The organism is Paenibacillus sp. FSL R7-0652 (assembly GCF_038595045.1).
GTDB lineage: Bacteria > Bacillota > Bacilli > Paenibacillales > Paenibacillaceae > Paenibacillus.
The window spans coordinates 1,552,143-1,578,371 of the sequence record NZ_CP152001.1 but is presented as its reverse complement, the minus strand read 5'-3'; the positions used below and the strand labels follow the sequence as shown (position 1 = coordinate 1,578,371).

Genomic DNA, 26,229 nt, shown 5'->3' with positions numbered 1-26,229 from the left:
AGAGCGTTGAATTATTCGGAAAGTCTCGCTTCAAGCGCTGCTTTCTCTTCTTCAAAGCCTGGTTTGCCCAGCAGTGCAAACATGTTTTTCTTGTATGCTTCCACGCCCGGCTGGTCAAATGGATTCACACCCAGCAGATATCCGCTGATGCCGCATGCTTTTTCAAAGAAGTATACCAGATATCCGAACGAATATGGAGTCATATCTGGAATGTTCACAATCAGATTTGGAACTTGGCCATCGGTATGTGCGAGGAGCGTTCCTTGGAATGCTTTTTTGTTAACAAAATCCATCGTTTTGCCTTCCAGGAAGTTCAGGCCATCCAGATCGTCTGCATCTGCTTCAATGGAGATATGCTCCGATACTTCAGCAACTTGAATAACGGTTTCGAAGATGTTCCGGCTGCCTTCCTGAATGAATTGACCCATAGAGTGCAGGTCTGTGGAGAAATCCACGGATGCAGGATAGATACCTTTGTAATCTTTACCTTCACTTTCACCAAAGAGCTGTTTCCACCACTCGGATACAAAGTGCAGGGACGGCTCGTAGTTTACAAGGATTTCTGTGCCTTTGCCTTTGCGATAAAGTGCGTTACGAACCGCAGCGTATTGATAAGCTTCGTTCTCAGCAACATTCGGGTTGCTGTACTCTTTGGAAGCGTCAGCCGCGCCCTGCATCATCTCTTCGATGTTAATGCCTGCTGTTGCGATTGGCAGCAAACCTACAGCTGTAAGTACGGAATAACGTCCGCCAACATCATCCGGAATGATGAACGATTCATAACCTTCTTCATTCGCCAGTTTTTTGAGTGCTCCGCGCTCTTTGTCTGTTGTTGCATAGATGCGTTTGCGAGCTTCCTCTTTACCGTATTTTTTCTCCAGAGCTGCACGGAAAATACGGAATGCAATAGCCGGTTCCGTTGTTGTACCGGATTTGGAGATGACATTTACGGAGAAGTCTTTTCCTTCTACCAGATCAAGCAAATGTGTTACGTACGTGGAGCTGATGTTGTTACCTGCAAAATAGATCTCAGGTGTTTTGCGTTTGTCTTTTGGCAAATTGTTGTAGAAGGAGTGTGTCAGCATTTCGATTGCGGCGCGTGCACCCAGGTAAGATCCGCCGATACCAATAACGATCAGCACTTCGGAATCGCTTTGGATTTTGGCAGCCGCTTTTTGAATTCGGGCAAATTCTTCTTTATCGTACGCTGTTGGCAGGTCGATCCATCCCAGATAGTCGGAACCTGTTCCTGTACCGTTGTGAAGCTGCTCGTGAGCCAAACGGATCGGTTCAGCGAAATAATCTACTTCGTGCTGATTCACAAATTGCAATGCTGTGCTATAGTCAAATGTCACTTTTTTTGCCATGATCTCAAAAACCTCCTGATATCGGTATAATATTTCCGGTTTCGATACTAAACAACTTAGCCTAAGGATACTTCAAATCCACCGGGCTGACAAGCTCGCAGCACGAACTTCGTCGTTAACAGTCAAGAAGCAAAAAGGGCAAACCGAATCCGCAGGGCCGCGGTTCAGGTTCCCCTTCTTGTGTTATTCCGCCGGGTACGAGCAGACGTAGTCGGTAACGCTGCGTATCTCCAGTTTGAATTTGGATTCGGCAGGCACGTGGAATGTCGCTTGGCCTTGAATCTCCTGCCACTCTTCTTTACCAGGAAGCAGTACTCTCAGGTCTCCAGATAGAATCTCCATGATTTCACGGGAGTCCGTACCGAATTCATAACTCCCTGGAAGCATGATGCCCAGCGTCACTTTGCTGCCATCTCCCAAAATAACTGTTCTGCTGGTTACCTGACCATCATAATAAATGTTGGCCTCTTTCACTACACTGACTTGATCAAATTGTGACATGCGTACCCGCTCCCCTGAAGTTAATGAAAACAATAGGCAATACAGCTTAGGGCGACATGCTGCCCTAATACTGCGGAAATAACAACTGTCATGAGCCTGAACCGCCGTAAGCCGTTCCGCCCATGACAGCATCTGTAAAGCTATACCTTATATGAACTCTTGAAGCACAGCTTTTACAGCAGTGCTTTTACGCGGCTAACTACGTTATCCACAGTAAAGCCATACTCCTGGATTACAAGGTCGCCAGGCGCGGAAGCACCAAATGTGCTGATTCCGAGAATGTCGCCTTGATCTCCAACATATTTTTCCCAGCCCATCGGGTGAGCCATTTCGATCGCAAGACGAGCTTTAACATCCGGAAGAAGAACGGACTCTTTGTAAGCTTTGTCTTGTTTCTCGAACAGATCCCAGCTTGGCATGCTGATAACGCGAACTTGAATGCCCTGCTCAGCAAGTGCTGCTTGAGCTTTAACAGCCAGCTGCACTTCAGAACCTGTAGCAATGATTTGTGCTGCCGGTTTGCCGTCTTTGGCATCGGACACCACGTAAGCACCACGTTTTACGTTCTCACGCGCACCTTCTACCGTCCCTTCAAGGATCGGCAAGTTTTGACGAGTCAGCACTAAGGCAACCGGGTTGCTCTTGTTCTCAAGCGCGTAAGCCCAAGCTGCTGAAGTCTCGTTACCGTCAGCCGGACGAATTACCGTCAGATTCGGGATGATGCGCAGGGATGCCAATTGCTCGATTGGTTCGTGCGTAGGTCCATCTTCACCAACAGCGATACTGTCGTGAGTCAGGACATACGTCACTGGCAGGCTCATCAGGGCAGCCAGACGAACAGCTGGGCGCAGGTAGTCGGTAAATACGAAGAACGTACCGCCGAATACTTTCACACCGCTGTGCAGCGCCATACCGTTCATCGCTCCAGCCATACCAAACTCACGGATACCGAAGTAGATGTTACGTCCGGCGTAGTCTTCTGGAGAGAAGTTGGTCAGGTTGTTCAAGTGAGTCATTGTGGAGCTTTCCAGGTCAGCTGAACCACCTGTCAAATGAGGCACGTTGTGCGCCAGACCGTTCAATGCGTTACCGGATGCTACACGCGTAGACAACGCTTTGTCCGCTGCTGCATATTTAGGCAGATCACGATCCCAGCCCTCTGGAAGGTCGCCGTTAATTGCTGTTTCGAACTGAGCAGCCAGTTCAGGGTATGCTTTTTTGTACTCAGCAAACTGCTCGTCCCAAGCTTTGTTTGCAGCGATACCTTTTTCTTTTACTTGAGCAAAGTGATCGCGTACTTCAGCCGGTACGTGGAAGTTTTCTTCGTATACCCATTTATAATATTCTTTGGTCAGTTTAGCTTCTTCTGCACCTAGTGGAGATCCGTGAGTACCGCCGTGGCCGCCTTTACCTTGTTTGTTCGGGCTGCCGTAACCAATAACGGTTTTCACTTCGATCAATGTAGGACGCGATGTGTCCGCTTGACCTTCTTTGATTGCTTTTTCAATTGCAGGCAGATCGTTACCGTCTTCAACGCGCAGCACCTGCCAGCCATATGCGTCAAAGCGTTTTGCAATGCTTTCGGAAGAAGACAGATCCAGTTTGCCATCCAGCGTAATGTCGTTGGAATCAAACAGCATGATCAGTTTGCCAAGGCCCAGACGTCCAGCCAGGGAAGCAGATTCATGGGATACGCCTTCCATCAGGTCTCCATCACCGCAGATTGCATATGTGTAGTGATCAACAACGTTGAATTGATCTTTGTTGTAAGTTGCGCCCAGCTGAGCTTCAGCCATCGCCATACCAACTGCCATTGCAATACCTTGCCCCAGTGGTCCGGTAGTTGCATCAACACCAGCTGTATGTCCGAATTCCGGGTGACCCGGAGTTTTGCTTCCCCATTGACGGAATTGCTTCAATTCTTCCATCGGAAGATCGTAGCCGCTCAGGTGCAGCAAGCTGTACAGAAGCATGGAGCCATGTCCTGCGGACAGCACAAAGCGGTCCCGGTTAATCCAAGTCGGGTGGTCCGGGTTATGAGTCATCGTTTTTGCAAAAAGCTGGTACCCCATTGGAGCAGAGCCCATCGGCATACCCGGGTGTCCGGAGTTTGCCTTCTCAATTGCATCAATCGCCAAAGTACGTACGGTTGTAATCGACAGGTTGTCGATTGTAGTGTTCTCGTCCTTTTGAATCGCTTCGTTCTTGTCAGTCATGGTTTGTCCTCCTCATGTCTTTAGATAAGTCGGGTGCGCAAGCGAGTCCCTCTCATCATACAAGCAAACCGCATAAACAATAAGTGAATCCGCTTGAATGTTTCATTTTGACTTATTCACTTTTGTATTGTATCACTTGGCGTGAAGCTTTTCCATAACCTTCTTTTAGAAAGTTACGGAAAATTGTGCTGATTCCTGGGTGAACCTTGCTAATCCATCGGATGAAGTATAACCTTTAACTCAAAATCCATACCCTTTGCAGCAGGAAAAGCGAAATTTGTACGTGATCCCCACTGCTCGATTCAGAAACAATGCAGGTGGTTTATTTTCAAATAGAATGAAACGCTCAGGGCTTCTTTACGGCTTCTTTCGATTTATAACAGTAAATCAGCCACAGCATGCTTTTAACGTTTATTCCCAGGGAGGGCCCCTATTATGTCAGATACAGCGCAGCACCCGTCGAATGCATCAAAATCATCATTACCCTGGTTATCCGGGATCGTAACCGGATTCGTCAGCGGATTTGTTCTGGGCTTCTTTCTCAAAGCTGTACAGGCATTAACCGGTGAAAACGTGTATACCCTGCTGCTTAATATTGATTTTATGCCGGGTCTTCCTCCCCGCCTGCCGGAATGGATCGAATTCGCCCTGCACCTTGCTGTTTCTGCTGCCATCGGTGTTTTTTATATGTGGTGGATTAAACGTTCCGGCCACCCCATCTGCCGGGGAATCATACTCGGTGGCGTTTCCTCCCTTCTGTACATTCCCTTGTCGCCGTTATCTCCGCGTGTTCCAGACCTGAATGACATGGGGGCCATCCTATACTGGGCAGCTGGTCATCTGCTGTTTGGTGCAGTGCTTGGTCTGTGCGGAAAATATGTGCAGGCCAAAAAGCGGCATCCGGTTCATCAGTGAACCAGCGCCGCTTTTTGGGCTTGATTGTTTATCATTCTCTTGCGAGGTTACGGATCAACCTTGCACAGTATTAAAGCGTCAATTTAAAACACAACCGTTTTATTTTCATGAACAAGTACACGGTCCTCTACATGCCATTTCACAGCACGTGCAAGAACAACACGCTCAATGGTACGTCCAATCCGTTTCAATTCCGTCACGTCATCCCCATGGCTTACACGCTGCACGTCCTGCTCGATAATTGGACCTCCATCCAGCTCTTCGGTTACATAATGCGCCGTTGCCCCAATGATCTTCACACCGCGGTTATAGGCCTGAGCGTACGGTTTACCGCCGACAAAAGCAGGCAGGAACGAATGATGAATATTGATAATACGGTTGCGATAATGTTCAATGAACATCGGAGAAATGATCTGCATATAACGTGCGAGAATAATCACATCAACATCACTGCCGATCACTTCAAGCTGACGCTGCTCCGCTTCTTTTTTCGTATCCGCCGTAACCGGAATATGATGGTACGGGATACCAAACGACTCCACATAATCCTTCATGTCCAGATGGTTGCTGACGACAAGCGCAATATCGGCATCCAGATCACCAGCCTGCCACTGCCACAGCAGCTCTACCAGACAGTGATCCTCTTTCGATACAAAGATAGCCAGTCTTTTTTTGCGGCTGACCGCCGAAAGCGACCATTCCATTTTGAATCGCGCTGCGACTTCAGCAAAGTCTGCTTCGAGCTCTGCCAGATTGCTCTCCAGCTGCGGAAGATCAAATTCGATCCGCATAAAGAACATGCCGCCTGCCGGGTCCATTGTATATTGGTCAGACTGTACAATGTTAGCACCGTGCTGGTGCAAAAAGTGCGATACCGCTGCAACAATTCCCGGGCCATCCGGACAGGAAATGAGCATACGTGCTCGATTGGCACGATTCAGATCTTCAGGTCGTTTTTGTTTAGCATGAATCTCCATCAGGTTAATCTTCCTCCTTCAATTTAGGCCAACCAGACTTGCAAGGTATATCAAGCCGGGCCTGCAGGGGTTACCCTGCAAGCCAAGCAATCAAACGGTGATTAATTTGTTCTTCATTCAGATTAGGGAACAGCTCCGCTTCAATGACCATGTCATACAAGCGTTCCAGCGGTTCACGCGGATCGGCTTTTTTGGCTTTGGCATCATTTTTGAGCAGTGTCCATACATCAAGCACATAAGCACGGGAATCCAGTTCCTTCCCTTTGAAGAAGTGCTGCAGCTGTTCCACCTCGTTCAGGAACTCCTGACCGAATCGGCCTTCTACATCCCCACGCAGCAGCGCAATTTCGATTTCATACATTGGACGCTGGGTTTTGGCATCCTTACCAATCCAAGGCGTCTCCAGAATGAATGGACGATCGCTTAATTTTTCATGATTTACAATGCGATTAATCGCTTCGAAACCGATCCAGCCAGAACCAATCGGTGTGTGACGGTCTTTGCGCGCACCTGCAGCGTTTTTACTGTCGTTAATATGCATGACGGCAATACGTTCAAGCCCGACTGTACGATCAAACTGATCCAGTACACCGTCCAGATCATTGACGATATCATAACCCGCATCATGAATGTGACATGTATCCATACACACAGTCAGACGCTCGTTATGTGTTACCTTCTCTATGATCTGTGCAATTTCTTCAAAACTGCGTCCCATTTCGGTCCCTTTACCTGCCATCGTTTCCAGCGCAATGTTCACATCTGTTTCCTGAATGCCATCCAGCACTTCATTTAACCCCTGCGCAATGCGCTCAATACCGTAATGTGCATCCTTGTCCGTAAATGCACCCGGATGCAGCACAATGTTTTTCACACCAATGGCATGTGTACGGCGAATTTCCTCCTGAAGGAAATCCACAGCCAGTCTGTAGGTGCTGTCCTTGTAAGAACCCAGATTAATGATGTAAGGCGCGTGGACGACAATTTCCTCGAATCCGCCTGCCTGCATGGCCAGCTTGCCTTCCTCGATAAACATCGATTCAATAGGCTTGCGGCGTGTATTCTGCGGTGCACCCGTATATATCATAAACGAAGTGGATCCGTACGAGGACGCTTCCTTCGCTGCACTCAATAATCCCTTGTCCGAAAAGGACACGTGGGAGCCAATTTTCAGCATCATTTATCCCCCTTTTTCTGAATTATCCCTTATCATAACGCGATTATCGAAATAAATCTAGAAATGAGCTATAATTCGGATGAGAGGCTTTTTTTGGCAGCTGATTGCCAAACATGGGACGGCATTTTCAGGATGCCGTAAAAATCAATAAACCGAGGTGACTCCGTAATGATTTCTAATGCCTACACCCAGCTTTTAACGAACAGTTCTCCCAGCAACTGGTTTATGAATACGATCGCTTTCTGGACCTTTGTGCTGCTTGGCAGCATGTGTATAGGTGGATTTTTTATGATGCGTAAATTCCTTAAGGTACTCCCTAAGGCCGATGGAAAGTCAAAACTGGATTGGCAGAACTATTGGGTGGAGACGAGCCGTCATCTGTGGACAGATGAAGCCAAGGCTTTCCTCGATCAGCTTGTTGAGCCTGTGCCGGGCCCTTTTCGCGACATTGCCAAACATTCCATTGCTGCCGAGATCGGGAAAATTGCAGTGGAGGATAATGCATCTGAAGTCTCCAGAGATCACTGCATTAAGGGGTATATCATTGCAACACCCAAGCGGGATAACAAATTCCTGGTGAAGTTCCTGGAGAAAAACAAAATCGACTACACTCCCTATCGCCACTTGATGAAATAATCATTCGATGTATTATACAGTATGAACTGGTTGGGAAATAAAACAGTCCAGCTTCGTTAGAAGGGCCACCATTTTGGTTAAATTAAACACATATTAGCTCCGCCTGGTAAGCCTTCTTCGCACATTCAACTTACCCTGCGGGGCTTTTTGACCCATTAGAGAGGATGTTCAATATGAAAATTGCCATTTGCGGAGGAACCGGATTTGTAGGGGGCGCTCTTGTCGATTACTGGCTGCAGGCCGGACATCATGTGAAAGTAATCACTCGTAAACTGCCTGACATGCATAATCCGAGTAAAAACCTTACATATATATCCTGGGAGCAGCTTGAAGAAATGCCGCATGAATTGGAAGGTTTTGATGCGCTGGTGAATCTTGCGGGTGAAACCCTGAATCAGCGCTGGACTACCAAAGCCAAGCTGGAGATTGTCGAATCCAGGGTTACAACAGTGGCGCGGGTTGCCCGGCTGGTGGAAACGCTGAAGCAAAAGCCCGAGGTGGTAGTTCAGGCATCAGCCATGGCGATCTACGGAACTTCCCCTGATGAAACCTTTGATGAGAGCAGTCCGCAAAAATCCATGAATTTCCCTTCCCGGGTTTCGGAACAATGGGAGATTGCCGCTGATGCCATTCAGGATGTAAGACTGGTCAAAATCCGTGTCAGTCTCGTTTTGGGTCATAAAAAAGGCGCATTCCCGTTAATGAAGCTTCCATACATGCTGGGATTCGGCGGTAAAATCGGCAGCGGCAAGCAGTGGACCAGCTGGATTCACATTATGGATATCGTCCGATTAATCGACTTTACCATTCATAACAAAGAAATCTCGGGTCCGGTAAACGCCTCTTCGCCCAATCCGGTAACCAATGATGAATTCGGTCGTACAGTAGGCAAAGTTTATCATCGTCCACACTGGTTCCCTGTACCCGGCTTCCTGATCAAGGCAGTCGTTGGTGAATTGTCGGTTGTCCTGCTTCAAGGGCAGCGCGTTATTCCTCAAAAAGCGCTGGACCACGGCTTTCAATTCACCTTTCCTACGTTGACTCAAGCGCTGGAAGACCTGAAACATCGCGGCTTGTCTGATTAAGCGATTGCACCATCGTGCCATTTTCAATGCCTTCACACCCACACCATTAACAGTGTGAGCGGCACAATACAGTTCATCCTGCTGCCCGATAAATGTAGACTGAATCAGCCAGGATGAACGTATCCCCATCCGTCAATGGATATTCTTTATAAGGTGCCAGCAGTTCGCCCTGAAGCATTGTTCCATTGACTGAGCCCAGATCTTTGATGACATAACCGGACTGGCTTTGGCTCAATTCCACATGAGCTCGGGACACACCTGTCGAGCTGTCTACACACTGAACCATATCTGATGCTCTCCCAATGACAAAGGATGCTCCCTTCACCTCTACACGTTCGCTCCGTTCTCCTTTTTTTAAAGTTCGTTCCAAATAATACTTTGGCTCATGAGCACGTTCATCCTCCAACCCCTTTGCAGCCAGCTGCTGCAGGTTGACTGTTGCTTCTGCAGCAGGACCTGTGTGATCCAGATCAGAAGTCATAACACTCTCCCCACCCTTTTTGCGGGTATGCATTGGATCAGCCCCCTCCTCGCGAGTTGTATTCAATGGCTTTAAGTTTCTAATACCACGGCTGCCAAAATGAGAAGGGGCTGAATCCTTGTATACGGAGCTAACTGTCAAAGACTCCTCGAAATTTTCAATGGTCTTACTCTTGCCTTCTTTAGACTTGCTGTCAGCAGCATTCCAACGCCAGCTCTCCTGATACATTTCCTCGTCAGCTTCAGTCTGCTTATCTCTTTTCCCACCCAAGACCGGTATAGAAAATAATTTATGAACGCCGGATTCATTACGATTACGCGGCCTGCCCGTCCTTTTCCATATCCAGCTCGCCACTGCAATCAGCCCCAGACTTAGCGATACGGACAGAATCAGTTCGTTCTGGCCTGGCTGTTCCATGTAGATGAATCGCCATATTAATGCGATGGCAACCATGCAGCCGAGCCAGACATATGTTGTATGGGAAGAACCGGATGCCGAAATATTTTCTTCTTCATTGCCACCATTTTCCTGCTCCGTATAAACAAACGTAGGGGGCTTTTCCTGTGCAGAGTTTTGTATCAGATTTGCATATCCGGGGCTGCCCAATAAAGATTGTCCCGCTGTTCTCTTTTGTAAAAAGGTATTCGCACGAAGGTCCGTCTCGTCGATCTCGGAATCCAGCTTGATCAATGGTTGACGCTGATTATACTGCAGCTGTTCCGGAACAGCTGTATTTAACTTCAAGCTGACTTCACCTCTCGTTTTCAAATGATCCCCGGCTCCTGAATATACTGCGTTTCCGGCAGATAGCTCCAGCAAAAGTTCATGCAGCTGCTTAATATCCCACTGCTCGTCATTACAAAGCTGCAGCAGACGTTGTATGCCCTCCCCCTGCAGTTCCTGAACATAGGCCATAAGCCTTGTCACCATATTACGGAATAATTGCGGAGTAAGATCCTCCTGCCGTTCATCCATCATGGGCACATAAACCAAACCAAGTTCTCCCTGCTCCATCGTCCCCTGAATGAAAATGTATTCCTCATGCATCCATACATTCCGCGATTCCAGCATGTACGGTCTGCACTCCACAAGAGCATCGACCAATTGGTATAAAAGGTGGTACAGTACCTGCAGACGGATCCGGCCCGACTTTAACGTCTGTGACAGCATCTTGTAACCGGAAATGTCATACTGCAGCGTTACATTCTGATCGATCTCCCTTATGTATAAAGGCAGCATACGAGGAATTGGATTCGAGGATAACATACCAAGCTGTACCCTGCTGAGTTCATCCATACGAAGCCCGTTCACTTTTTCCAAAGTCATAAATGTCCCGCCATTACGTACGAAGTCTCTCGTTAATCCATACATATTTGTTCTCTCCGTTTCTATGTGAACGAGTAATTCAATTAGAACCTCTTTCTGCAAGCCCATAGACAGTTTAAGAAGCCATATAGATCCATGAGCTGACGAATCCAGGCAGCACAGCCAGCATAAAAGGAAACTTTAGTGATTTTTCTTGACTTACGAGTTTAAGAGAACCCATTTTGAAGAAACGGATCAGATTCCATGCCACTGCCCGTATTCGCTTAGCAGCATCTCTGCGAAACAAGAGAATGACTAGTCCGATCACGCCAGCGTACAAGACTGAATACATCATCACATGCAGGCCAAATGTAAATCCAGTCCACGCACCAATCCCCCCGAACAATTTCACATCTCCCGCCCCAACCGCACCGACTGCATACATTAGGAACACCATGCCGAAACCGGCAGCGAATCCGCCTAATGAGAACAGCATGCCTTCCCACCCTCCCCATACAAGATGGGCTGTCACACCCGCACCCGTCACTGGCAGGGTCAACCGATTCGGAATTTTCATAGAGCGTACATCGGTCACGAATGCCGCCAGAAGATATACACCACAGGCCATATAAAACCATCCCACCTATATCATCTCTCCTTATTTTCTGGATGCTGCAGTAAACGAATCTTCCGTCTGAGCACCTTCCGCTGTCTCCACAACAAAAATCCATGACCCTTCCGTTGTTCGCGTACCGACAAACCAGGTCCACTCTATGATTCCCTGTTCATCAGCAACCGCCCAGCCGATGTGCTTCGCGGTACTCTCACCTGACTTGTAAAAAATCGTGAGATTCGCCGAAGCTCCCGGTTCTACCTGAACCTTAATCGATGCATAGTTGCCTATAAAAGCCGGGTCCGGCTTGGACAAAATGACTGCAGCCCTCGGGCTGCTGCCACTCCCGTCCTCACCGCCTGTTCCCTCGCCTGTGTCACCAATCCATATCCGTTCTGCCGCAGCAGCCTGAATCCGCAGAGCTTTCCCGAGAAAAGGAACCTTCACAGGCAGCTCGTAACTCAGCTCAAGTCTGAAATAAGGATTCGTTCTACTCTTCAGGTTGGGAACGGATACTCCGTTAACATGAGTCCGCTCTAAATCCAGCAGCGCCGATTCAACAAATGGCTGCAGCAGCGGCTTGACAACAGGATCAAGCACCGTCTCCACTGCTGAGGATTTAATGTTTTGCAGCGGCTCTTCTCCACTTTTCGCTGCCGCTCGTACCCAGTCACTTAACGGTTCTGGTAATAAAGAGGCGTAATCGTCCGCCCATTCCGTCAGAGATAGCTTGGGCCACTTCCATGCCTGCTCTGAACTCTCGCCTCCGGCAGCATCAGAAGGAGCAAATACAAGCGAGACCGGATATACTTTAGTTGACAGCTGTTTTACGGTTTCCCCTGCTGCACTTTGCAGAGCAGTTGAGATTAATGTCATCTGAACGATGAAGATCAGAAACAGAATAAAGAATAGGAAAACAGGCAGAACCAGCGAAGCCTCCAGCACCATGCTGCCCTGCTCTTTTTTAGCTTCCAACATCTGTTCTCGCATCAGCTTCAAGCGTTCCGCTCTACTGATTCGCAAGATTCGATGCTGTATCCGCACACTTGTCCTTTCATCCTCAACCTGAATTTGTTTATCTACCCTGCCTGCAATCAAATCTCTCCACCTGTTCAATAGGAATAATCCGCCTTCCGTTCAATGAACAACCGTCCATCCTCTACTTGATCCGCACTGCCCATGGCAGCACCTATACTTCGTACAACTCCGGGCAGGAACCACAGCTTGATGCTGCTCCGGATCTGCCCGGAAGCATACGTCTGCTTCTCATCCGGATTCACACCCGTATTCAACCGAATCAATGCCAGCATACGTGACATTTTACGTTCATTACTGCTGTGCATGAGCAGGAATAGTCGAAGATGATCCCTATACGTCAGCTCCACTTTAATATATTTGGATAACTCGACACTGCCGTCTTTAGCCAGTTTGACCATATCTTCTACAGCATGCGTAATTCCATATAGTATTGCCGCAGACAGCACAAGAAGCGGATTCCCCAGCTTACTGTTCTCAACTAAACCTTCGGCTGTACGAATGGCCAGACGTATGCCGAAAACCTCCGCATATGCAGCCGCGATGTTACCTGAAGGATTGTGAAAGCCATAAATGATATATTCCAGCTCCTGATTCTCCAGCTTAAACACATCATTAGCATCTCCACTGCCTTCGGTCCAAGAGAACAACTGACCAAAATCCATCGAGTTAAAGTAGGCGAGTGCATACTCATTCTGAAATAACTCATCTCCAAGATCATCCAGCAGCCCAGACATTCCGCCAAACAGATGATCCATCCCCCTCATAGCCTGACCTCCGGAATCGTAAGGATCACTCGCAACGTCAGCCGTTTCCACATTTCCTTTACTCTTCTCATTCAGCTCCAAATTGTCCTCATAGAATTGTTCCAGCTGCTTGAAGGCCTGCTTCGAACCGGAATTCCCTTTTTCAATTCGGGTAAGTATTCGCTTGACTGCTCTCAATTCCCCTTTGGACTGCTTGTCATTCTCTTTGCGCTGCGCATCCGATCCACGCCCGTTCTCAAGCTCCTGCTTACTTTGCGCAATGAGATTGGAAGGACCTTTTCTCCCGAAGGAATCCATGTATTGTTCCACAGTCTGACCAGCCCGTATAACAGCAGGTTTAATCGGAACCCCACTCCTATGTATTACATCACGAAGCTGTGCGTTTAGTTCAATACTGTCTTTTCGCATGTCAGAAAATGATTCATTTTGCGAATGGACACGGGAACTTAAACGATCAAACAAAACATCCTCCCTCACAAGCTCCGAAGCAAGTGAACGTGTACTTTTGACTTCACTGCCGGAACCGGTAGATGGAGCACTCGTTCCAGGCAGAGCAGCGCTTCCCACGTGCTCATAATCGGCATTCTCGGAACGACTTTCTCCTTCTGCAATGACTCGTTTCATCTCTTCATTTATTTGCCGTGCCTCTTCAATCTTGGCCTGTGCTTCCACAAGCTTGGTCTGATGGGTCTGAAGTGCTGGCTGCAGCAGCATGCTGATCTCTGTCACTACATGATTTACTCCTGTCCGGTAACGCCCCAATTCCAATATGTACTGCTGTTCGTTAAAAGGCAGCCCCTCATCTGCCTGCTTCTTGCTTAAGTAATCGGCATAACGTGCCGCAGTTTCTGCTGCGGTATCCGGGGTTTCTTCAAGCATTTCGTCATAGATCATCTGGGCAGGGGATTTCATAATCAAGACGGGGAGCCTCTTGACCTTCTCTGCAGACGCTGCCTGATTGGATATCGCTTCATCCAGCAGTTTCTCGCGTTTGTCATAGAGCTTTTGTAATTTCTTCAGCAGGTCTACCGTATGTGCCGCTTCTTTCATCTCATCCGAGATTGGCTTGAATCGATTAATCACTTCAATCACAAAGTCAACCGGAGCCCTATACTTCATGTCCTCCTGAATCTGACGATTAAAAATATGATACCTGCCCAGTTCACGCTCCATACGTAGTGATGTCGTATCCCATTGAATATCCAGAATCGGGAACCCATCTTTTACAGATGAAGGTTTTACACTATCATTCAATACCTTAGCCATAATCGCATCTCCGCTGCTGTCGCCATACGCAAACAAACCATACTCCCGAAGTGATGTATCATAAGCTGACATAACCGATCTCATTGCAGCATGTGCCATCCGCTCGGCCTGTACCTTGAAAGCTGCCATTCGTGCATAATCAATAAAGATCGCCACAAACATATACACTCCAGCCAAAATTAAGATTATAAACAGCGTGACAGCACCTGATTCACCATCTCTTTTTCGAAACAGCGCCTCCCTCCTCCTCTACTATTTTTTGCTTTTGCCAAAATACTGTATAACTTGTCCCGCTTCTGCAGATAAAGCCGCTGCCTTCCCGCCTTTACCTTTGAACTTCGCACCGTAATACCTTGCCAAATCGACCATTCGAATGAATTCGACTGGTTCCACAACTGCGGATGAGCCCTGTGTGAGCACACCGCTGCCTGAATTGAATAAAAATGAGGGCAGAGGCAGAAATATGACCTGCTCAAGCCTGGTTGTGACCTTCCGCTGGATCAATGTATTTTGATACATCATTGTGCCTTTCATGGCTGAAGGCATATGACTGGAGGCTTGAATTAACTTTTTTTCTGAAAGATTACCGTCTTCATATCCAGGTACAGGAACACTAATCTCATTATCCGCTCCTGCCCACCCAAACAATGCACCCAATAGCCGATCGTCTGTTATCCGCCAGTACAAAGGATCATGTTCTCCGGCAGTATACTCCCCAGTCAGTGCTTGTTTGCGGCTGTTATCCCAGCTGTAGGCTGCTCGTTCAGACGCTGCATAGGCGTGCTGGTTCAAAAATGTTTTTTGATACATATACATGGTAAAAAAAAGCAGCAGCACCAGAATAAACAGCAGGATCGGAAAGACCAGGGAAGCTTCAACGGTGAAGCTCCCTTCTTCCTTCCTGAGCTTATTTACCCGGGAAAAATTCATTGCTTTTTGTATCCACTTTGGAAAGCAGACTTGTAATCAATCGTGTAATCTGGTCTTTAAAGATGAGCGCAATAATGATAATTACACCGATGATCAGAATCAGTTCCAGCGTACCCAGACCCTCTTCGTCTTTCCACAATGCGGCTGTCTTGTTCTTCATCACTTCGATCGTGCTGCTTCTCGGTACAAACATCCCAATCCCTCCTACATATTCATCATCATAAAAGCAGGCGCACCGATCATGACCACAATTGTAAAAAAGATCAATACCATCGGAAACACCAGTTTGGAAGAAGCCTTCTCTCCCTTGGCCCGGCTGACCGCCTTGCGTTTCTCCCACAAAACATGTGACAGATCCCGCAGCGCCAATACAAAGTCACCTCCCCCACGCCTTAAATTCAGCAGCACGGTCGTTGTAAAAATCGTCACTTCCTGTACACCACAGCGGCGGCTGAACTGCTCGAAGGACTGCTGGAACGAATAACCGTTATTCCAATCCTCTGCTGCCCTTCGCAGCTCGTTATACAATGGATGTTCCCGTTCGCCCTGGTTGTTCACACAATGAACGATCGCACGCTGCACCGTTTCTCCCGCTCCAACCAGAAGCACAATCCGATTAAGCAGTTCAGGCAGCTCTAAGAGGATATCCTGGTCCCTTCGCTTTACTTTGGTGTCAAGATCTTTATACATTGCAAAGGGTACAGCCATTCCAAGAACAAATCCCCCGACTAATCCTCCTGTACCTACTTCCCCGACAAGTGCAAGCAGGCACCCTGCCAGCATCAGCAGCCATGAGTAGGTCAGCATCTCGGCACAATAGAGCAGCGTTTTCTCACCGCTATGCTGCACGCCGTGCATCTTCTGGATCGCATGCTGCATTCGGAACATGAGCACAGGTAGTCTGCGGCTCATCTCCAACTTGTCCATGATGAACAGAAACGGGCCATGCATTTTTTTAAAACGTATCCCTTCCATATGCAGCTTTCGCAAATGTCTATAGGTTTGCCCCCGGGTTCGATCAAGCATGATCCACCCCGTTCCGAGCACGCCTCCAATGATGAGGGACAGCAGCATCCTTTCATCTCCTCACACTTTGATATCCATAATGCGATGAATCCACAAGTAACAGCAGACCAGAACAGCAAGTGCACCTGTAGAGATGAGATATCCAAGCCCGCTGTATAGCGGCTTCATGAAATCACCCGCCGTCCAGTTGAGAAATAGCAGAAAGATAAACGGTGCTGCAAACATCACCTTGGATTCAAATCTTTTCTGGGCCACGGCGACCATAATATCCTGCTGTATATCCAGCTTCTCTCCTATCACTGCAGAGGTACGGCGGACCACTTCCACCAGATCACCCCCCGTTCGTTTGCAGGTAATAAACACGTCTGCAAAATTGGTGATATCTTCAATCTGTGCACGATCCGAAAAATCCTGGAGCGCCTCTTCAATCGGCTGTCCGTATTCCATCCGTGTCCGCAATATGGTGAATTCCCGAATCAAATCCGTATCTGCTTCCGGATTCAACATTCGCAGGTCTTCAACCGATTCCTTAAACCCGTTCTCTACTGATTTTCCGGCCGCCAGCGCGGAAGACAGTGCATAAAGGGCTTGTTTGAAATGCAGACTAAGCGTCATTCTTCTCCGTTCAAGAAGCACCTTTGTCCAAAACCTCGGTACCCATATACACCCTGCAGCCAGAACAGCTCCTGCAAGCCAGTGATGATAAAAAAGCAAACCAACACCAAAGAACAATAGACCGCTGACCAGCATGCACACCAGACGCTGTTTGGAACCAAGTGCATATACGGTATAATCCGTCAAAACCTGCCTCCCTCGCTCCACACTGCACCTCCTCCCCATGATGTCGTTTCGTAAGCGAGATACGGATAACACTATCAACGACTTCAGCCAACGATTTTTCACTCAATACTGTTGTTATAAGATTTCAATTTCATTTTCTTCAACCTCTTGTTCGTTCTGCTGCTTATTATACTGCTCATTCACCTGCGACTCTCGCCCGGCGATTTGTTCCAGATATCCATCAAGCCATTGTCCAAGTCCAGCCATCCGAACTTTATCCACGTTCATTAGTCTCCCCGTTCCGATTAGTCCACCGATAATGCGCCCTTCCCGCTCCTCGTCTTCTTGAAAACGAAACAAAGGGTTCAGCACCACTTCCCCATGCTGCATACCAATCACTTCACTGATTTCCGTCACTCGCCTTGATCGGTCACGAAGGCGGGAAAGATGTACAAAAATATCGATAGCTGAGCCGATCTGCTGCCTCACAACGGTAATTGGAAGTTCCGCACCACTGAGTACCATCGTTTCAAGTCTGCTCATCATGTCCTGGATCGTATTGGCGTGCCCCGTTGACAAGCTTCCATCATGGCCAGTATTCATCGCCTGCAGCATATCCAGTGCCTCAGATCCCCTCACTTCTCCAATAATAATCCGGTTCGGACGCATCCGCAGGGAAGTTCTGATCAAATCCCGGATAGAAATTTGTCCTTTCCCCTCCGTGTTGGCGTTTCGGGTTTCCAACGAGACAAGGTTAGGGACCGTCACAATCTGCAGCTCTGCCGAATCCTCAATCGTAATAATCCGTTCATCAACAGGTATGAATTGGGCTAGAGCATTCAGAAAGGTCGTTTTCCCTGACCCTGTTCCACCTCCGATAAAAATGTTATACCTGCTCCGTACTAACTGTTGCAACAACACGGCAGCTTCCTGGTGCAGAGCCCCTTTCTCAATCAGTTCCGACATGCTCATCGGTTCGTGCGGGAATTTCCGGATTGTCATGGTTGGACCTTTAAGCGCAATGGGCGGCAGGACAATGTTGACCCGCGAACCATCCTTCATGCGCGCATCGACAATAGGAGAAGATTCATTAACAATTCGGTTCACCTGAGATACGACCATCTGTATAATATCCTCCAGCCGTTCTCTGGACTCAAACTGCTGCGGAATCCGCCTGACTTCCCCTTCCTTCTCTACAAAAATTTCCTGATGACTGTTGATCATAATCTCTGTAATATCGGGGTCATCAACCAGAGGCTGCAGCATATCCAGTCCGCGAAAAGAATCAAATAATCGCTGTATCAAAGCATGACGTTCACCCGAAGTCATATCTTTTAGATTCGGATCACCAAGGACCTTCTTCTCGATTCCCTGCCACAGTTCCTCATCGCCAGCCGATGAAGTCAGATCCAGTGATGCACGTATTTCCCTGCGCATGGCTTGAAATTGCTGTTCGCGCTCTCTGATATGCCCGAAACGTGAATGTTCTGTCATAGAACCCACGATCCCTGTTGAGGAGTCTGCCCTGTCTGCCGCCGCTCTTCTCCCTCAGCTCGAAACAGCAGTGCACACAATTTCTTCACTTCACGCTGAAAGATGGGCGAACTCAGCATAACCTCCGCCTGATTGAGCTGCTTCCAGGAAGGAATATAAGGCAGGACTGCATCCACTTGCAGATCAGCCCTTGGTAAAGGATTAAGCACCTGCTCACGATGTTTATTGATTACGAAATACGTACGTTCCAGCATACCTGCCAGCATATCCGGATGGGTTCGTTCAGCATGCTGCAGCCACTGCCCCCATCGGTGCATTGCAGCAATATCATCCTCAATCAGCCAGACGAAGGAATCCGCCGCTTCCATTATGCCTTCACTTCGTCCATTCCAGCCCGAATCTCCGTCCACAATGACTACTTCATAATGTCCACAATCACTCAGGTATCGGATAAGACTCACAGTGTCGGCCTTAGACATCTGCAGCATTTCACTCCGGTTTGCTAACGGCCAGAATATATCCGACTTTAACGCCTCATGTGAAATAACATATTCACCCGGCCCTTTGATTTCCCCACCTTTCCCTGGTGTCGAACTGTGCTCCGGCTCAGGATGTTTCTTCTGAACCTGTCCGTTCGCCATCTCCCTTTTATGAGCCTTTAGTTCGTATAACAGCCGTGATAATCCCGTCTCCGCTTCCCCATGAGGCTGACTGCCCTGCCCCAGTCCGCTCTCCAAAAAAGGAAGCGAACTGTCCAGCGTCTCCAGATTAAGATACAGCACTGCATACCCCGCGAGTCCAAGCTGCTTCGCCATATGCAGGGCTGCGGCTGTTTTACCACTGCCACCTGATGCCGATAATAAACCAACTGTTAACGTCTCTTGACCCGGACGCCGATTTCGCTTGGTCCGCGGCTGCCGGCAGGCGTTCCTGACAGCTTCCAGCAGAACAGGTAGCGGCTGATACTTCATGAGCCGATTTATCTCGCTTCCTTCTTCACTCCCCTCACTAAGCATGAGCCATGGCACGCCTGATTCCCTCCCTCCATTCATCAGCCACGGGTTCAAAAACTCCGGCTCAGCAATGATCACATCAGGCACTTCGCGTTCAGTCTGTTTATCCATATAACTTCTGAAGGCATCCCACTGGGAAAAAGCAGTGAATCGCATGTGGAAGCTTGATGAATGGCCCTGTATATAATCAAGCCAGGCACGAATATAATCTTTATCCCTTGACACCAGTACCGCTTTAAGTACGATCACCTTCTCATTCCCTCCTTGCAAAGAAGCACAAAAAAGCACCGTCCATTACCTGCGTAAAGCTGCAGGATATGGACGGTGCTTCCGTCACGTGCTGTGAATTTATACATAATATAACATACAATTTCTGGACGAGCAAGATATTTATTCTATCCTGCTTATCTAGGAACCATATGGTGCACCAAACTCGATAATATTTCGATCAGGATCGAGAATAAAAATCTGGGCAAATCCAGCCACACTATCAGGTCTGGCCTCATAATCAATGCCCTGCTGCTCCAGCCAGGCAATCGTCTCCGAATAACTGACCACCCATAGTGCAAAGTGTCCGTCTGTCGTATCAATTCCTGCTTCCCGCAAGGTGTGACCATCTGGATGCTGCAGCAGATGAAGCTGCTGACTGCCGATGGCGTACCACGTACCCGTTGAACGAAAAGGTGGACGTTTAATCTCCTGCATACCTAACAAGCCGGAATAAAATTTTTTAGCCTTCTCCAAATCTCGAACAGCCAGACTTACGTGATGAATATGTGCATATCTAATCATCTCAGCGTCCCCTTCCCAGTATGACAATGATGCATAACCTTACACAGCGATGCGGAGCCCCGTGCTTATCATGCTGATTATGTCCATAGTTATAAATAAATCACATATGCCTATACTATACCATTTTGACAGGAGGCAAAAACCAAAAAACACCCTTGACCCTCATTCGGCTACCTGCAGGGTATACCGAAGTCAGATTCAAAGGTGTTTTGTTAGGCTGTCACTTACTTCGCGCTGTCCAGCGCCTCTTGAGGGATCTTGATTTCCGCTACCTTGTCATGGTTGGAGAATGAAGTGTCCATTTTCATGTCCATCGTCATTTTCTGATTGTTTTGCTCCATTTCCATCATCATTTCTACATCGATCTTCTCCATAAGAGACGTCTCTTTGTTAATCAAATATTTCATTTTCATGCTCTTAATATTCATTTGATCAAGCATAGCCTTCATTTGAGCATCTGAACCGTTTTGTTCCATAACGGATTTAGCCAATTCCTTGACATTGTCACCAGACACATCTGCGTTCAGGACATAGTTGTCGCCCTCTTCGGTGATCTTAACGTCTTCTTTTACTTTTTTGAATTGGTCCAGCTCTTTTTCCGGATTCATGCTAGCTTTCAATTGTTCGATGAGTGCCTTCGTTTGATCTTCTGGAATGGCTACCCACTGGTCACCTACTTGGGAGTAAATTTTGTCTGAAGTAATATACTGTTTTACATTTTGCTTCTGTCCAGACATATCCAGTTCCATCTCTTGATAGATCATCATCGGATCTTTAATGATATCCATTTTCAAAGACGTTTTCACCTGCTGATCCTGAGACTGCTCACCTGCATCCAGTTTGATCTTCTGATCGATGTTGGCTTCAGTCGTGAAGCTTTTCAGTGCTTTCGTTGCTTCACCTGTTTTGGCAAGCAATTCATCCAGTGTTGGAACAGCCGCAGTCTGCTCCGCCGTTTTACCGCTCTCGTTTGTTGTCGTTTCGTTTCCTGCTGATGGCGCTGCAGATTTATCTGTATCGTTCCCGCATGCTGCCAAGCTTACTGTTAGTAATGCCCCAATAATCATTGTCGTCCACTTCTTCAAGTTGTTATCCTCCCAATAATGTAAAAATAATTTGACTTATACTATTACCCAATAATTTCCGACATTAAACATCTTACAGGCAATTTCTTTCTTATGGAAGATTATCCTGAAAAACTGCTACTTATATACTTATAGAAATCGGTCTTTAGTCTCAGGTGTAGGCAGCATACATGCTTCTTCTTTCCCGAACCAGCGATATCGATTGCGTGCAACCCAGTTATACACCGCATTACGAATGAATTTGGGCACGATAATAAACATATAGAGCAGCGGATAGGGAAACTTTAAACCTTTAGCCAGCCTTAGCGCCGCAGTTGAACGTGTGTAGTATTTTCCATCTTCAATCAAGACAAACGTATCCATGCTGTCTGTCTTCAGGCCGCCCTTCTCCAGCAGTCCCTTCGCCACCTCAGACTGAAGTGAAGCAAAGTGATATTTCCCCTCCGGGTCACGCTTGATAATCCATTTTGTTAATCCCTGGCAGAAGCTGCATACGCCGTCGACAAGAACAATCGGGTGTCCCTCGTGCTTATCCTTATGAGCTGCTGTCATCGTATAGTGGCCTCCTATTATGGTGCTGTGACAATACTTACCCACTTTGAGCCAACATTTCTCGCCGAATCTGAACTTTATGTCATGCTTTCCGTACCAAAATAGAAAAAAAGCGCAGGCTCATTGCCTACGCTCATATCTGTCCAACAATTACTCAGCCAGTGCTTTTTCCATCCACTCGTCGTCCACCATCTGTTGGTGCAGGTCACCTGACCATTGATCCATACATTTGCAGATGAAATCTTTACGACATACAGGGCAGGGTGTTTTCTGCAGACGGCTGATCGCAGTCATTTTCCAATCCGGAGACTTGGAGTAGAATACACGGCACTGTGTACCATCCACGAGTTTCATCGTAAATTCGTACAATCCGTCTTTTTCGTTTTTGCTGGCTACTTGCAGTTGTGCAATACTTGGTCTATAAGACATGGATATCACCCTGTGAATTCAAATTTGGTTCATGCTGATGACACTGACATTTTTCAGTACTAAGTCATATTAAAGAAATTTCAGGTCAATGTCAACTTACCAATGCCTATCCGCCAAAGAGAATATCCAGAATCGTACCAACCTGTCCCTGTTTTTTACCTTTCAGCACATCCGGGTTAAAGACCTCTACATAACCGCAGGACGTACAGCTTACAAACAAATAATGGTTATGCTGAATATCAAATACTTTGCTGAGTCCCGCGCCTGACATGGAAACTTCTTTGATGCTGCAATCCGTCCCCCGGCATTTGGTGCATACAAATTTTCTCTCAATCATCTCTTCAATACTCATCGCCGTTCCCCCTTATGGAATATGTGGCATGAATGTCTGTACTGTTATGTAAAAAAGTACGCGCTAAGGTCAGGATATTCCTCCCTTCATGTTTAGATATGGAAAACAAAACCCTGCTGAATCGCCAGCAGGGCTTCGTGTTTGAACATGGGGTATCGCTGCATACCCTGCTCTCTATTTCACCAGTGACTCCGGCATAAAGAGCTCGGGTCCGTCTATTTATTAAACTACGTTCAGTACAACGTCGATATTGCCGCGTGTTGCTTTGGAGTAAGGGCAGAAGTCATGAGCCTTGCGGGCCAGATCCTCAGCCTGGCTGTGATCTACGCCCGGCATACTTACATCGAGACGTACTGCCAGTCTAAATCCATCATCTGCAGGATCTTTACCGATGGAGACGTTGCTGGTTACAACGACGTTTTCCAATTTCACTCCTGCTTTGCGGGCTACATTAGCCAAAGCACTTTCGTAACAAGCACCGTATCCGGCTGCAAAAAGCTGCTCAGGGTTGGTTCCTTCTCCTCCGGCTCCACCCAGCTCTTTCGGCATTTTCAGATCATGCTGCAGTACCCCGTCCGAAGAAGCTACCGAACCTGTACGTCCACCTTTTACCGTTGCTGTAGCTGTATATAAAGCTTCCATCAGAAATCTCTCCTTTGCTGCTGTAATTTTAACTGCCTACAATTCATTTTAAACTTCTGGCCCGATTTGAAACGCCAGATTGTCCTCTTTATCAGCATTTACAATTGACTCCATTTCATGCACTCCCTATGTGAGGCTGTTTTTTTCGGCATCATGGGTAAGATATTATAAGATATATTTTGGTATGACTCTTTTTTTGTCCAAGCACATAAAAGTTGCACTAGACAAAAATTATTGTAGGTGTACAATGTAAATGTGAACATAAAATTTTAGATATATCGCTGTCGTTTTTTCCTTTATTGTTAAGCCTATCTTTTTATAGGAAGTATACACTGTAGTATTCGTGCCAGAGCACATACAAAAATTGATCAATCCTCGGCTGCAGGCCGATCACATCTTATTGTAAAGTCAGGTGATCCAAGTATGAGTCATAAAAATCCATTTAATTCTCCAGCCAGCGAAACTGCATCTGCAGCATCAATGGCCCCTTCACTGGGTGAAGCACACAGTTCCATGAAAGTCCCTAAGAATGCAGCATGGTGGAAAAAATTTCTTGCTTTTGTTGGTCCGGGTTATCTCGTAGCTGTCGGTTATATGGACCCTGGGAACTGGGCCACTGATATCGCAGGCGGCTCCCAATTCGGATATACCTTACTATCCGTCATTCTTATTTCAAACATGATGGCCGTAGTGCTTCAGTCCCTCGCAGGCAAACTGGGTATTGCGACCGGGCGGGATTTGGCTCAAGCCTGTCGCGAACGTTTTAGCCCCCCTGTTGTCATGATGTTATGGATTCTATGTGAGCTGGCGATTGCTGCTACCGATCTGGCTGAAGTCATCGGCTCGGCAATTGCTCTCAAGCTTCTATTTAATATCCCTATGCTGTACGGGGTGATCATTACCGCTGTGGACGTGCTTCTCATTCTGGTACTGCAGAACAAAGGCTTCCGTGCACTGGAGACACTCGTCATTGTGCTGATGGCGACCATTGCGCTCTGTTTTGGCATCGACCTGTTTTTGGCAAAACCCGATATGGGCGGTGTTCTTCACGGATTTGTACCCAGCACCGAGATTTTGCAAAACCCGGCCATGCTGTATATTGCGATTGGCATCATCGGCGCTACCGTCATGCCCCATAATCTGTATCTGCACTCTTCCATTGTACAGACCCGCCAGATTGAGCAGACCACTCAGGGCAAAAGAGAAGCCATTCGCTATACTACGCTGGATTCAACCATTGCTTTAACACTCGCACTGTTCATCAACGCCGCCATTCTGATCGTATCTGCGGCTGTATTTCACAGTGCAGGCATGACACAGGTCGCCGAGATTTCAGATGCCTATCATCTGCTGACACCACTGCTCGGCACAACGATTGCCAGTATCCTGTTCGGCGTTGCTTTGCTCGCATCCGGTCAAAACTCCACCCTTACAGGCACACTGGCGGGCCAAATCGTCATGGAAGGTTTCCTGAATATCCGTATCCCGGCATGGCTGCGCAGACTGGTCACCCGTCTGATCGCAATTATCCCAGCTGTCATCGTCACCGCAATTGCGGGTGAACACGGCACAGAAGAACTGCTGATCTTAAGTCAGGTCGTTCTATCTCTGCAATTGCCTTTTGCTGTCATTCCACTTGTCATGTTTACAAGCGACAAAAAAAGCATGGGACCTTTTGTCAACAAACTTTGGCTCAAAATCGTTTCCTGGATCATTGCTGCCATCATCGTTGTGCTGAATGTATATCTCATTATCCAGACCATCATGCTGTTCTAACCTATATAAGGCGAACGCTTCGCTTTTCAGGTTGTTCCTTTCAATCAACGTTTCTGTGTAAAAAGGATTTAGGCTTATATCATTCCAAAATAAAAAAAGGCTGATGTGCCGCAGTACACGGGCGCATCAGCCTTTTGGTGTCTTTGCTTTGTTAAGCCACCCAGACACCTATACCTCGAATCCGATCTCATCGACCAGATCGTTATATAGGTTTACTTGCATCGTCATCAGGTATGAGCAGGGGCAGCAGTTCGTCCAGTGATTCAACAGTCCAGTCCGCCCGCTCATCTTCCGACGTTTCGGGCTGAAACCTTCCGTATCCCTGTAAAATACGGATGGTATGCAGGCCCAGGCTGCGTGCTGGTATGATATCATTATCGATTCGGTCTCCGACCATCACCGCTTCTTCTGGAGCACATCCAGCTTGTTTCAGCGCAACCGCATACAGCTCCGGGTCCGGCTTGGACACGCCTTCTTCCGCTGAACAGGCCAGAACATCGACATACTTCCGAAGTCCGTAACTCTCCAGCCGAGTCTCAGTTCCAGGACTCTGATTGGCTATGATGCCAATACGATAGTAATGTGAGAGCCGTTCCAGCACCTTGGCCGCCGAAGGGAAGGGCCGCTCCAGTTCTTTGCGGAATTTCAGCTTGTCCTGAATCTGCTTGCGGTGATCTTCATCATGAATATATGTACGTATTGCAGCTTTCATTGGCCACTGTTCATAATTACGATAACAGGATGCAAACAGCTCTCGTACCGCTTCAATTTTCACTGGATAGCCATAAGCACAAGCTTCACGAACGAATTGACCGATGATATCGTCTACCGGCTCCCATTCATCCACCAGCGTATCCCCCACATCAAAAAACAACCACTTCAATCCGGCAATATCCGGCACGCCGATTCCTCCTCATAAGCCGCAGGTCACCCCTAGCTTGCATACTGTATCCATAAAAAAAGAAGACCCACGACAAGCATGAGTCTCCTCAAATTCCGTTAGTCTATAGCTGCAAT

26 protein-coding genes are annotated in these 26,229 nt (G+C 47.5%); 4 read left to right on the top strand and 22 right to left on the bottom strand.

What is annotated here, in order from left to right:
* Positions 1 to 11: 11 nt before the first annotated feature.
* The 3 genes from MKY97_RS06965 to tkt all read right to left on the bottom strand — a co-directional run bounded on the left by MKY97_RS06965 (position 12) and on the right by tkt (position 4,084).
* Positions 12 to 1,367 carry a glucose-6-phosphate isomerase gene (locus tag MKY97_RS06965; protein ID WP_090918059.1) on the bottom strand — a complete coding sequence of 452 codons (1,356 nt, stop codon included), beginning with the start codon at positions 1,365 to 1,367 and terminating at the stop codon, positions 12 to 14.
* 183 nt (positions 1,368 to 1,550) lie between these two features.
* Positions 1,551 to 1,868, bottom strand: a complete 318-nt coding sequence (locus tag MKY97_RS06960; RefSeq protein WP_342554742.1) for a pyrimidine/purine nucleoside phosphorylase — start codon at positions 1,866 to 1,868, stop codon at positions 1,551 to 1,553.
* A 173-nt stretch (positions 1,869 to 2,041) separates the two neighbouring features.
* The gene (gene tkt, locus MKY97_RS06955) at positions 2,042 to 4,084 is read right to left on the bottom strand and encodes a transketolase (RefSeq protein WP_342554741.1); all 2,043 of its coding nucleotides are present in this window, start codon (positions 4,082 to 4,084) and stop codon (positions 2,042 to 2,044) included.
* 435 nt (positions 4,085 to 4,519) lie between these two features.
* Here tkt and MKY97_RS06950 point away from each other — a divergent pair, with 435 nt between their 5' ends.
* Positions 4,520 to 4,999 carry a hypothetical protein gene (locus MKY97_RS06950; RefSeq protein WP_342554740.1) on the top strand — a complete coding sequence of 160 codons (480 nt, stop codon included), beginning with the start codon at positions 4,520 to 4,522 and terminating at the stop codon, positions 4,997 to 4,999.
* Positions 5,000 to 5,082: 83 nt separating this feature from the next.
* Here MKY97_RS06950 and purU read toward each other — a convergent pair whose 3' ends face one another.
* Positions 5,083 to 5,976, bottom strand: coding sequence for a formyltetrahydrofolate deformylase (purU, locus tag MKY97_RS06945; protein ID WP_342554739.1), 894 nt, complete (start codon positions 5,974 to 5,976; stop codon positions 5,083 to 5,085).
* 70 nt (positions 5,977 to 6,046) lie between these two features.
* Positions 6,047 to 7,153 (bottom strand): deoxyribonuclease IV, encoded by a 1,107-nt coding sequence (locus MKY97_RS06940; protein ID WP_342556268.1) that lies wholly within the window; start codon positions 7,151 to 7,153, stop codon positions 6,047 to 6,049.
* A gap of 168 nt (positions 7,154 to 7,321) precedes the next feature.
* Between MKY97_RS06940 and MKY97_RS06935 the strand changes: the two genes are divergently transcribed.
* A complete protein-coding gene (locus MKY97_RS06935; protein ID WP_342554738.1) occupies positions 7,322 to 7,789 on the top strand; it encodes a DUF2621 domain-containing protein in 468 nt (155 codons plus the stop codon).
* A gap of 173 nt (positions 7,790 to 7,962) precedes the next feature.
* The gene (locus MKY97_RS06930; RefSeq protein ID WP_342554737.1) at positions 7,963 to 8,874 is read left to right on the top strand and encodes a TIGR01777 family oxidoreductase; all 912 of its coding nucleotides are present in this window, start codon (positions 7,963 to 7,965) and stop codon (positions 8,872 to 8,874) included.
* A gap of 73 nt (positions 8,875 to 8,947) precedes the next feature.
* Here MKY97_RS06930 and MKY97_RS06925 read toward each other — a convergent pair whose 3' ends face one another.
* The 16 genes from MKY97_RS06925 to MKY97_RS06850 all read right to left on the bottom strand — a co-directional run bounded on the left by MKY97_RS06925 (position 8,948) and on the right by MKY97_RS06850 (position 23,436).
* Complete coding sequence (locus tag MKY97_RS06925) at positions 8,948 to 10,726, bottom strand: DUF6382 domain-containing protein (RefSeq protein WP_342554736.1); 1,779 nt, start codon at positions 10,724 to 10,726, stop codon at positions 8,948 to 8,950.
* Positions 10,727 to 10,796: 70 nt separating this feature from the next.
* Positions 10,797 to 11,303 carry an A24 family peptidase gene (locus tag MKY97_RS06920; RefSeq protein WP_342554735.1) on the bottom strand — a complete coding sequence of 169 codons (507 nt, stop codon included), beginning with the start codon at positions 11,301 to 11,303 and terminating at the stop codon, positions 10,797 to 10,799.
* Positions 11,304 to 11,318: 15 nt separating this feature from the next.
* Positions 11,319 to 12,389, bottom strand: a complete 1,071-nt coding sequence (locus MKY97_RS06915; protein WP_342554734.1) for a pilus assembly protein — start codon at positions 12,387 to 12,389, stop codon at positions 11,319 to 11,321.
* A complete protein-coding gene (locus tag MKY97_RS06910) occupies positions 12,386 to 14,497 on the bottom strand; it encodes a hypothetical protein (RefSeq protein WP_342554733.1) in 2,112 nt (703 codons plus the stop codon). Before MKY97_RS06910 ends, MKY97_RS06915 begins: the two co-directional genes overlap by 4 nt.
* A 96-nt stretch (positions 14,498 to 14,593) precedes the next feature.
* Positions 14,594 to 15,271, bottom strand: coding sequence for a TadE/TadG family type IV pilus assembly protein (locus MKY97_RS06905; RefSeq protein ID WP_342554732.1), 678 nt, complete (start codon positions 15,269 to 15,271; stop codon positions 14,594 to 14,596).
* Positions 15,249 to 15,431: a Flp1 family type IVb pilin gene (locus MKY97_RS06900; protein WP_342556267.1), complete on the bottom strand. Its 183-nt coding sequence runs from the start codon at positions 15,429 to 15,431 to the stop codon at positions 15,249 to 15,251. Before MKY97_RS06900 ends, MKY97_RS06905 begins: the two co-directional genes overlap by 23 nt.
* A 44-nt stretch (positions 15,432 to 15,475) precedes the next feature.
* Entirely contained in the window at positions 15,476 to 16,345 is an 870-nt protein-coding gene (locus tag MKY97_RS06895) for a type II secretion system F family protein (protein ID WP_342554731.1), read from the bottom strand.
* Between the two features lie 12 nt (positions 16,346 to 16,357).
* The gene (locus MKY97_RS06890; protein ID WP_342554730.1) at positions 16,358 to 17,137 is read right to left on the bottom strand and encodes a type II secretion system F family protein; all 780 of its coding nucleotides are present in this window, start codon (positions 17,135 to 17,137) and stop codon (positions 16,358 to 16,360) included.
* A gap of 75 nt (positions 17,138 to 17,212) precedes the next feature.
* Positions 17,213 to 18,571 (bottom strand): ATPase, T2SS/T4P/T4SS family, encoded by a 1,359-nt coding sequence (locus MKY97_RS06885; protein WP_342554729.1) that lies wholly within the window; start codon positions 18,569 to 18,571, stop codon positions 17,213 to 17,215.
* Positions 18,568 to 19,833 (bottom strand): hypothetical protein, encoded by a 1,266-nt coding sequence (locus MKY97_RS06880; RefSeq protein ID WP_342554728.1) that lies wholly within the window; start codon positions 19,831 to 19,833, stop codon positions 18,568 to 18,570. The genes MKY97_RS06885 and MKY97_RS06880 overlap by 4 nt, the downstream gene beginning before the upstream one ends.
* A 159-nt stretch (positions 19,834 to 19,992) precedes the next feature.
* Positions 19,993 to 20,376, bottom strand: a complete 384-nt coding sequence (locus MKY97_RS06875; protein ID WP_342554727.1) for a VOC family protein — start codon at positions 20,374 to 20,376, stop codon at positions 19,993 to 19,995.
* Between the two features lie 224 nt (positions 20,377 to 20,600).
* Positions 20,601 to 21,461 carry a DUF6612 family protein gene (locus MKY97_RS06870; RefSeq protein WP_342554726.1) on the bottom strand — a complete coding sequence of 287 codons (861 nt, stop codon included), beginning with the start codon at positions 21,459 to 21,461 and terminating at the stop codon, positions 20,601 to 20,603.
* A gap of 129 nt (positions 21,462 to 21,590) precedes the next feature.
* Positions 21,591 to 22,013 carry a thiol-disulfide oxidoreductase DCC family protein gene (locus tag MKY97_RS06865; RefSeq protein WP_342554725.1) on the bottom strand — a complete coding sequence of 141 codons (423 nt, stop codon included), beginning with the start codon at positions 22,011 to 22,013 and terminating at the stop codon, positions 21,591 to 21,593.
* 150 nt (positions 22,014 to 22,163) lie between these two features.
* Positions 22,164 to 22,442, bottom strand: coding sequence for a hypothetical protein (locus tag MKY97_RS06860; RefSeq protein WP_342554724.1), 279 nt, complete (start codon positions 22,440 to 22,442; stop codon positions 22,164 to 22,166).
* Positions 22,443 to 22,548: 106 nt separating this feature from the next.
* Positions 22,549 to 22,794, bottom strand: coding sequence for a zinc ribbon domain-containing protein (locus MKY97_RS06855; RefSeq protein ID WP_342554723.1), 246 nt, complete (start codon positions 22,792 to 22,794; stop codon positions 22,549 to 22,551).
* 222 nt (positions 22,795 to 23,016) lie between these two features.
* The gene (locus MKY97_RS06850; protein ID WP_342554722.1) at positions 23,017 to 23,436 is read right to left on the bottom strand and encodes an organic hydroperoxide resistance protein; all 420 of its coding nucleotides are present in this window, start codon (positions 23,434 to 23,436) and stop codon (positions 23,017 to 23,019) included.
* Positions 23,437 to 23,916: 480 nt separating this feature from the next.
* On the opposite strand from MKY97_RS06850, the gene MKY97_RS06845 reads away from it, so the two are divergent.
* Positions 23,917 to 25,212, top strand: a complete 1,296-nt coding sequence (locus MKY97_RS06845) for an Nramp family divalent metal transporter (RefSeq protein ID WP_342556266.1) — start codon at positions 23,917 to 23,919, stop codon at positions 25,210 to 25,212.
* 202 nt (positions 25,213 to 25,414) lie between these two features.
* Here MKY97_RS06845 and MKY97_RS06840 read toward each other — a convergent pair whose 3' ends face one another.
* Positions 25,415 to 26,113, bottom strand: a complete 699-nt coding sequence (locus tag MKY97_RS06840) for an HAD family hydrolase (RefSeq protein WP_342554721.1) — start codon at positions 26,111 to 26,113, stop codon at positions 25,415 to 25,417.
* Positions 26,114 to 26,229 lie beyond the last annotated feature (116 nt).